The sequence below is a fragment of the Coprococcus sp. RTP21428st1_C9_RTP21428_210409 genome, from assembly GCF_040227395.1.
GTDB classification, from domain to species: domain Bacteria; phylum Bacillota; class Clostridia; order Lachnospirales; family Lachnospiraceae; genus Coprococcus; species Coprococcus aceti.
Genome location: NZ_JBEHVV010000092.1, coordinates 1 through 9,694 on the forward strand (window position 1 = coordinate 1; position 9,694 = coordinate 9,694).

7 protein-coding genes are annotated in these 9,694 nt (G+C 47.1%); 5 read left to right on the top strand and 2 right to left on the bottom strand.

Features of this window, described 5'->3' with window-relative positions; all coding sequences use genetic code 11:
• From mfd to dut, 3 genes are all read left to right on the top strand, one after another.
• Positions 1-3,068 (top strand): transcription-repair coupling factor (gene mfd, locus ABUA34_RS12980; protein ID WP_349823446.1); only part of this gene is annotated, 3,068 nt, incomplete at its 5' end.
• Between the two features lie 57 nt (positions 3,069-3,125).
• Entirely contained in the window at positions 3,126-4,154 is a 1,029-nt protein-coding gene (locus ABUA34_RS12985; protein ID WP_349823447.1) for a SurA N-terminal domain-containing protein, read from the top strand.
• Between the two features lie 13 nt (positions 4,155-4,167).
• Positions 4,168-4,614 carry a dUTP diphosphatase gene (dut, locus tag ABUA34_RS12990; RefSeq protein ID WP_055146693.1) on the top strand — a complete coding sequence of 149 codons (447 nt, stop codon included), beginning with the start codon at positions 4,168-4,170 and terminating at the stop codon, positions 4,612-4,614.
• A gap of 53 nt (positions 4,615-4,667) precedes the next feature.
• On the opposite strand, the gene nrdG is transcribed toward dut, so the two are convergent.
• Both nrdG and nrdD read right to left on the bottom strand, forming a co-directional pair.
• On the bottom strand, positions 4,668-5,207 hold the full coding sequence (gene nrdG / locus ABUA34_RS12995; RefSeq protein ID WP_055146690.1) for an anaerobic ribonucleoside-triphosphate reductase activating protein: 540 nt from the start codon (positions 5,205-5,207) through the stop codon (positions 4,668-4,670).
• A gap of 147 nt (positions 5,208-5,354) precedes the next feature.
• Positions 5,355-7,481 (bottom strand): anaerobic ribonucleoside-triphosphate reductase, encoded by a 2,127-nt coding sequence (gene nrdD / locus ABUA34_RS13000; RefSeq protein WP_117874513.1) that lies wholly within the window; start codon positions 7,479-7,481, stop codon positions 5,355-5,357.
• Positions 7,482-7,963: 482 nt separating this feature from the next.
• Here nrdD and tig point away from each other — a divergent pair, with 482 nt between their 5' ends.
• Positions 7,964-9,193 carry a trigger factor gene (gene tig, locus ABUA34_RS13005; protein WP_055146684.1) on the top strand — a complete coding sequence of 410 codons (1,230 nt, stop codon included), beginning with the start codon at positions 7,964-7,966 and terminating at the stop codon, positions 9,191-9,193.
• 22 nt (positions 9,194-9,215) lie between these two features.
• On the top strand, positions 9,216-9,694 hold a 479-nt coding region (locus ABUA34_RS13010; protein WP_349823448.1), incomplete at its 3' end, for an FKBP-type peptidyl-prolyl cis-trans isomerase.

Consider the following 9,694-nt stretch of genomic DNA (forward strand, 5'->3'; position numbering starts at 1 on the left):
GTGTGGAGGAGCCGGGACAATTTGCCATACGAGGCGGTATCGTGGACATATTTCCGCTGACTGAGGAATGTCCATACAGAATAGACATGTGGGACGATGAAGTCGATACCATCAAGACATTTGATGCGGAGAGCCAGAGATCCATAGAGAATGTGGATGAACTTGTAATTTATCCCGCGGGAGAGATGGTGCTTTCAAAGGAGAGGATCGACAGAGGTATACACAGGCTGGAGGCAGAGCTGAAGCCGTATGCGAAGAAGCTTAAGGATTCATTTCAGACGGAGGCGTATGCCAGGATAAAGGGCGAGATAGCCACGCTGAAGGAACAGCTCACGGAGTTCAGTGCGATATACGGAGTGGACAGCTATGTTGATTATTTCTACAGTGACACGGTGTCTCTGGTGGACTGCCTGCCGGAGGATGCGTACATTTTCATAGATGAGACGAAGAAGGTCACGGAGAAGGCGGATGGCAGTGAGAAGAGTTTTCTTAGCAGCCTGACGCACAGGCTGGAGGGGGGATATATCCTCCCGGGGCAGATGAAGGTTCTGTTCACTTATGATGATGTCCTGGAAAAATGCAGACGCTACAAGGTTGTGGGCTTTGACTCATTTGTGGGTGAGGATGACCGTGTAAAGTATGCTCACCGCGTGGAGATCGAGAGCAGGGAGGTTCACAGCTACAGGAACAATTTTGATGCGCTGGTTACTGATATCAAGAAATGGAAGAAGGACAAATACAGCGTCCTGTTCGTATCGCCATCATCGGTCGGTGCGAAGAGAATGGTCGATAACCTCATGGACAATGACGTCATATGTCATTACCTGAACGACCCGGACAAAGCTCTGGCTGCCAGAGAGATGGCGGTCATGCCGGGAAGGCTCAGAGCCGGTTTTATGATCCCGGAGATGAAGCTCATCGTGGTCAGTGAGGGAGATGTGTTCTCCAGCAAGACATCACATTCGCAGGCTTCGAGGAAGAAGCTGCCGCGTGCCGGGGAGATAGTAAAGTCATTCTCGGATGTGAGCGTGGGCGATTATGTGGTCCATGAGAAGTACGGAATAGGTATCTATCGTGGGCTTGAGAAGATAGAGGTCGACGGCGCCTTGAAGGACTATCTGGTTATCGAGTATGCTGAGGGCGGCAAATTATATGTCCTGGCTTCCGAGACGGACAGGATCCAGAAGTACAGGAGCAAGGAGAGCCGAGCCCCGAAGATCAACAGACTCGGTGGCAGTGAGTGGCAGAAGGTAAGAAACAAGGTTAAGGGCCATGTCAGCGAGGTGGCTCAGCATCTTGTAAAGCTGTACTCAGAGAGACAGGCGAGGGAAGGCTTTGCCTATTCTCCTGATTCCGAGTGGCAGAAGGAGTTCGAGGAGACATTTCCTTATACTGAGACTGACGATCAGTTAAAGGCCATAGAGGATGTCAAGGCAGACATGGAGAGCCATAAGATCATGGACAGACTGGTGTGCGGAGACGTTGGATTTGGCAAGACTGAGGTGGCGATTCGTGCTGCGTTCAAGGCTGTCGGTGACAGCAAACAGGTTGCGTATCTTGTGCCGACCACGATCCTTGCCGAGCAGCATTATGAGACGTTCACAGAGCGAATGAAGGATTATCCAGTGACGGTGAGACTGTTGTGCAGATTCTGTACCCAGAAGGAGATAAAATCTACACTCAGAGAGCTGAAAGAGGGCAAGGTGGACATAGTCATAGGAACCCACAGGCTGCTCTCAAAGGATGTGGAGTTCAAGAATCTGGGACTTCTCATAATAGATGAGGAACAGAGATTCGGTGTAAATCACAAAGAGAAGATAAAAGAGATGAAGACCAATGTGGATGTTCTGACACTGACGGCGACGCCTATCCCGAGAACACTCCATATGAGTCTTGTTGGAATCAGAGACATGAGCCTGCTTGAGGAGCCTCCGGTGGACAGGAGGCCGATACAGACCTATGTCATGGAATATGACAGGGAGCTTGCCAGGGAGGCGATTGCCAGAGAGCTTGCAAGGCATGGTCAGGTATACTATGTGTACAACAGGGTCGAAGGCATAGAGAGATTTGCGGATGATGTGAGAAGCCTCGTGCCATATGCAAATGTAGAGTTTGCCCATGGACAGATGGATGGCCGCACGCTGGAGGACATCATGTACCGGTTCAACAAAAAGGAGATAGACGTGCTTGTGTGCACGACCATCATAGAGACCGGACTTGATATACCGAATGCAAATACCATAATCATACACGACGCTAACCTGTTTGGTCTGGCACAGCTCTACCAGTTACGCGGAAGAGTTGGTCGCTCGGACAGAAGTGCATTTGCATTTATGTTCTACAGGCGCAACAAGATGATATCTGAGGTCGCTGAGAAGAGACTTAGAGCGATAAAAGAATATACGGATCTCGGCTCGGGAGTCAAGGTGTCCAAGGCGGATCTCAACATCAGAGGTGCGGGAAGCGTCCTGGGCGAGAGTCAGTCGGGCAACTATGAGGTCGTGGGCTATGACCTTTACTGCAAGATGCTTAATGATGCGGTCAGGGAGCTCCGCGGCGAGAAGGTTTTCCATGAATACGAGACGGAGATAGACCTTCCGGTGGATTCGTTCATCCCTGAGACGTACGTCAAAAACGACTTTGTCAAGCTGGAGCTTTGTAAGAGAATATCCCTCATCAAGAATGAGGATGAGTACAATGACATAGTGGATGAGCTCATTGACAGATTTGGCGACATCCCTGACGAGACAATGAATCTTCTTGATGTGGCACTGTTAAGGGCAAATGCAAATATCTGCTTCATAACCCGTATATGGTACAAGGACGGAGACCTGAGATTTGTCATGTACAACAGGGCTGACATAAATGTAGATGGGATAGATGAGCTCGTTAAGAGTTATTCAGGCAGGATGAAATTTGTCATGGGGGCAAAGCCTGAGTTTATATTGAAGCTTGGACGGGAGGAGAAAAATGATCTTCTCAGAAAGGCGGAATTTGTCGTGGCGGATATGTCCCAGATGTTGATAATGACCCACAGTGAAGAAGACAGTGTGGATAACAAAGCATAGATAATGAGTTAGAAATATACAGACAGGAGAATACAAAGATAAGGAGGTGCGGTTCAGTTGAAGAGATGGTTGTGTGTGTTGCTGGCGCTCATATGTGCATTTGCCGTGACTGGATGTGGCAGTGATGCCGCTGAGGAGACTGGCAAGGAGGTAGTTCTCAGATACAACGGGCAGAACATAGAGATAGACGAGGTGTATATTTATGCCCAGACTGTGAAGGAGGAGTACGAATCAAAGTATGGCAGTGACGTGTGGAAACAGAGCATAGTGACTGATGATGGTCTGGAGATGGATGCCGTGGATGCAGCAAGGCGTCAGGCGATATCAAAGCTCATAAAGACCAAGACACTTATAACCAAATCCGGGGAGTACGGCATAAGCCTGACTGCAAGCGAGCAGAGGGATCAGGATACGGCGGCGCAAGAGTTCTATGACAAATTGACTGATGCCCAGATCGCAGAGGTTGGACTTGAACTCGATACGGTGAAGAGAGTTTTGCGTGAGAGCGCACTGGCAGACAAGATATATGATTATGTGATGAAGCAGAGCTCCACGGAGATATCCGATGAGCAGGCCAGGATGAGTACATTTTATGACATGTTCTTTGAGTGCTACTCGGAGGACGATTATGGAAATATCACCCTGTACTCACAGGACAAGATAGATGAGCAGAAGAAAAAGGCGGATGCGGCATATGAATCCATAGTGGAAGCCTCGGATGGCACAGATATGGATATATCATTCCTTGGAAGCGCAAAGGAGCTTAAGTATGCGGGAACACATACGATGAGCAGGGATGATATATTGAGCACCTATGGCCAGGATACGCTGGACATACTGTACAGCATGTCGGATGGCGAGGTCTCCACGGTGGTGGAGACTGAGTATGGTTATCATATATTCCAGATGATAAGCATTACGGATGAGAAGGCCACGGCCGAGAACAAGAAGAAGCTCACGGATGCCGCTGATGCGGAATACTATGACAACCTTATGAAGGACTGGATAGATGAGCTGGACAGCGGATATTCATACAGTAAGAGTGTGGATATGGATGTGTACAACAAGATAAAATTTGACGAATAAGAGGAGAAGAAAGATGGCAACAGTATACGATATCAATATTAAGAAGCTGGATGAAAAGGCAGTCATACCGACATACGGTTCAGAGTACGCAGCGGGGGCGGATCTGTATGCGTGTCTTGATGAGGCGATTACTATAGAGCCGGGACAGACGGTGATGGTTCACACGGGTATAGCAATGGAGATACCTGAGGGATTTGCAGGACTTGTGTATGCGAGAAGCGGTCTGGCATCCAAGAAGGGGCTTGCACCGGCCAATAAGGTTGGAGTTGTGGATGCGGATTACAGAGGGGAAATCATGGTTGCACTCCACAATCACGGAACCCAGGCACAGACGGTTGAGCCTGAGGAGAGAATAGCACAGCTTGTGATCGCTCCTTATATCGTTGGAGCATTCCATCAGGTGGACGAGCTCAGCGATACAGTCAGAGGAGCCGGCGGATTCGGTTCAACAGGAAAGTAACAAAAAAGCGGCCGGGCATCATCATTTTAATGGTGTGCCAGACCGCTTTTCTTTTATTTAAAATACTTTCCGCTTTCATCCCACAGGACTGTGGTGCCTGTCTTCAAGGACTTTGGTACATCTATGATACGCTGGTTCCTTGAGCCCTTGAATCTCAGTGACAGATCCTTCTGTTCGTCTATGAATTCTCCGTCCACAAGGACGTCAATGTAGGAGAGAAGTTCTTTTGTATACTCCCATTCATTACACATGCGGTCTAAGAGATCGGTTTCAAATGTATAACCGGTGTAGCACCAGATGGTCTTGTCAGGGTAGGTCTCCTTGAACTTTCTTGCCAGAGGAAGAAGCCCCTGCTGGTTCACATATTCCATAGGTTCTCCGCCGAGCAGGGAGAGACCTGCTATATAGTCCTCCTTGCAACTATCTATTATGTGGTTGATCTCCACATCCGTGAACGGCTTGCCGTAGCCGAAATCCCATGTGTCAGGGTTGAAACAGTTCTTGCAGTGGTGTGTGCAGCCGGATACAAATACAGACACTCTGACGCCGGTTCCGTTTGCCACATCAAATAGTTTGATATCTGCGTAATTCATAATGTGATCCCTTCTAAATTTATCTTAAAACAAAAGTATGGCCTGCGTTGCCCTCTACGACATGCAGACCATACAATTGAAATTATTAATGCATACTGTTATTTTATATCAGTTGCCTGAATATATCAAGTGTTTTTCTATAAAAGACTATAGATGAAGCACTCTTGCCTTTATCTCTTTGGTCTTGCCCACGTTCCAGAAGTTCTCGCCCAGATAACCGCAGGTTCTTCTGGTAACATTCATCTTGTTGTGATCCTTGTTGCCACACTGTGGACATTCCCATTCGCCGTCATCGTTGATGAGGATCTCACCATCGTATCCACATACATGACAGTAGTCAGACTTGGTGTTGAACTCAGCATACTGTATGTTGTCGTATATATATCTTACGACCTCTGCCAGAGCATCCAGGTTGTTGCGCATGTTTGGTATCTCAACATATGAGATGGCACCACCTGATGATATGGTCTGGAACTGGCTCTCAAATCTGAACTTGCTGAATGCATCGATCTTCTCACGGACATCAACGTGGTAAGAGTTGGTGTAGTAGCCCTTGTCTGTGACATCCTTTATGGTTCCGAAACGCTCTTTGTCGATACGTGCAAATCTGTAGCAAAGGCTCTCGGCCGGAGTTCCGTAGAGTCCGAAGCCAAGTCCCGTATCTGCCTTCCATTTGTCGCAGGCTGCGCGGAGCTTGTGCATAAGCTTCAGTGCAAATTCCTCGCCCACAGGATCTGTGTGGCTCACACCACGCATGAGCTTGGTGGCCTCATATACACCGATGTATCCCAGTGATATGGTTGAGTAACCGTTGTGGAGCAGTGGATCGATGACCTCGCCCTTCTTAAGTCTGGCGATGGCACCGTACTGCCAGTGGACTGGGCTGACGTCAGAGGTTACACCCTCGAGGGCTCTGTGGCGGCACATGAGTGCGTCGTAGCAGAGCTGCAGTCTTTCATCCAGAAGACTCCAGAACTTGTCATCGTCTCCCTTTGCAAGTATAGCTATCTGTGGAAGATTAAGACTGACAACTCCCTGGTTGAAACGGCCTTCCCATTTATATTCTCCGTTCTCATCCTTCCATGGGGAGAGGAATGAACGGCATCCCATGCATGAGAATACATTTCCCTCGTAGTTCTCACGCATCTTCTTGGCTGATATGTAATCAGGGTACATTCTCTTGGCAGAACACTTGATGGCGAGCTCTGTGATATAGTCGTACTCACCGCCCTTGAGGCAGTTGTGCTCGTCAAGAACATATATGAGCTTAGGGAATGCAGGTGTAACATACACGCCTGCCTCGTTCTTGATTCCCTCAAGTCTCTGTCTGAGGATCTCCTCGATGATCATGGCGTTCTCCTTGATGTATTCGTCGTCCTCTCTGAGGTTGAGGAAGAGAGTGACAAATGGAGACTGGCCGTTGGTGGTCATCAGAGTATTTATCTGATACTGGATAGTCTGGACTCCTGACTTCAGCTCGTCCTTGAGTCTCTCTGTGATGAGCTTCTCAAGTGTGTCAGGGTCTATCTTGTCGCCGAACTCTTCGGTGTATCTCTTTTTATATTTGTTGTAGCTCTTTCTGAGGTACTTTCCAAGGTGACGGACATCGACTGACTGGCCGCCGTACTGGCTGGATGCGACAGATGCGATGATCTGAGTCACGATGGTACATGCCACCTGGAAGCTCTTCGGGCTCTCTATGAGCTTGCCGTTCATGACTGTGCCGTTGTCAAGCATATCCCCAATGTTGATAAGGCAGCAGTTGAATATAGGCTGGAGGAAATAATCTGCGTCGTGGAAGTGGATGGCGCCCTCCTCATGAGCCTTGGAGATCTTCTCAGGGAGGAGCATTCTCTTGGTAAGATCCTTCGATACCTCTCCTGCGATAAGATCACGCTGTGTGGATGCGACGGTGGCATTCTTGTTGGAATTCTCCTCCATGACATCCTTATTCCTGTTCTGGATAAGACTGAGGATAGAATCATCAGTCGTATTTGCCTTTCTGATGAGCTCGCGGCTGTATCTGTATATAATGTAGGTCTTGGCAAGGACAAACTTGCCGTCGGCCATAAGCCCCTGCTCGATGATATCCTGGATATCTTCAACGAGCATTCTCTTTCTGTTCTTGGCTTCGATGCTTCCGACGATCTCCTCGATCTTCTCGTCAGAGATCTTCTCACAAGGCTCAACCTCCGAGTTAGCCTTCTGGATAGCCAATATGATCTTGCTTCGGTCGTAAGTAACAGCACGACCGTCTCTCTTGATAACTTGCATTTCCCATTCTCCCTGTGTGTGATGTGAATGGGCGTTAAAAAAAGTACGCCCCCTAAATATTGTATACTACCATACAGGAGACATCAATATATGGTATGCCGACTGAAAAAGCCGCAAAAAAATTAGCGACAAATAAGGTGCCTCGTCGCAAATCTCACACTGATGTCTCAACATGGTCGATTATATCATTCCCAATTTTGTTTGTCTACAGGTTATTTGCAAAAAGTACAAAATATAGAAAAATAAAAAATATGTAGACACAACATATTGTGGATTTGCCTTTGAATAATGTGGGACAGATAAAATACATCACAAAAACAGATGTAAAACTGCCTGTTATAGGAATGTGAAATCATTTGTGAGAATTCTATGAATTATTTCAAATTGCTTTATTTTTACAGGAAAATATGGTATAAGTTTACTCGTTGAAGTTTATCATGAAGATGGTTACACTTCTAATAAAAAGTAAAAGAGGTATGATTATGCGAAAATTTAATAAGGGATGTGCAGTTGTTCTTGCACTCGCTCTGTCCATGTCATTTATGACAGGCTGTGGCGACAGTAATGGTACGAGTGGAAAGCTGGATAATACAGCGAGTAAGGCAACATCTTCTGATGCTACAGAGAGTGCTGACAATTCATCAGAAGAATTTGCTTCTATAGAGGATATGGTGGATCAGTATGCGGCAGATGTCACACTCGGTGAATACAAGGGCATGGAGTATGAGGAGAAGGGCACTGATGTCACGGATGATGAGGTTCAGGCCAAGGTTGATTCATTTGTGAACGGACTTGCTACATTTGATAAGGACACAACCAGCGAGGCGAAGAACGGAGATACAGTAAATATTGACTTTGTCGGAACTGTAGATGGTGAGGAGTTCGATGGAGGCAATACCAATGGCAGCGGATATGATCTCGTCCTTGGTTCTGGTTCATTCATAGATAACTTTGAGGATCAGATAGTTGGACATAAGCCGGGAGAGACATTTACCGTGAATGTAACCTTTCCTGAGAATTATGGCAAGGATGAGTTAAATGGCAAGGCGGCCAAGTTCGAGACGACACTTAACTATATAAAGATAGATAAACCGGCTACATACAATGATGAGCTGGTTGCAAACAATACTTCATATAAGACAACTGCTGAGTATGAGGCATCTGTACGTGAGCAGCTCAAGCAGAGCAAGGAGGATTCAGCTCTTGCAAGTGCTCAGAATGAGGTCATGGTTGCCGTTATAAACAACAGTACAATAGAGAACATATCAGCAGATGATGTTCAGGCGAATGCTGACAAGATCATAACATCCATAAAGACTCAGGCAGAGACAAACGGAATAGAGTATGACACATATATCTACTATTACTATGGATATGATGACAGCGCTGCATTTGAACAGTATGTACAGCAGGTTTGTGAGGAATCACAGAAGGAGAGAATGGTCGTATGTGCCATTGCCAAGAAGGAGAATATCAGTGTCACAGATGACGAGGCTGATAAGTATATAGCTGATTATGCAACGAAGAACAGTGTTGATGAGTCTACGCTCAGACAGAATCTTACAGACGTTGAGATAAAGTACAACGCTCTGGCAGAGAAGGTCATGAACTTCCTTATGGACAATGCAAAGGCGACAACTGGAGCAACAACTGAGGCTGCAGAGACCACAGAGTCAACAGAGGCGGCTGACGCAGAGCAGGCTGAAGAGTAAGTAAAGGGGTACGGAGAAAGATATGAGAGCAAAGAAGATATTTGCAGCAGGAATGGTGGCAGTCATGTGCGCAGGCCTGATGACAGGCTGTGGCAGCAATGACACAAAGAGCCAGTTTAAGAAGTTTTCAAAGTGTGCGACCATAGACAAGGCGGCATACACTGATATCGAATATGTTCCGGCATCGAGAGAGGTGTCCGAGGACGATGTAAACAGTGCGATAAGCAGTTTTTGCAGTGACAATTCTAAGACTACAGAGGATAAGACCAGCACAGTGGCAGATGGCGACAAGATCAATGTGGACTATGTTGAGACTGTCTCAGGAACAGAGAAGGACAGCAAGACAGATTACACACTGACCATGGGAAATAACACTCTTGGTGATGGCAGTGACGATCAGCTCATAGGAAGCAAGCCGGGTGATGTCAAGACGATCACAGTGACATATCCTGATGATTACAGCGACACAACAGTTGCCGGACTTACAGCAGAGTACAAGGT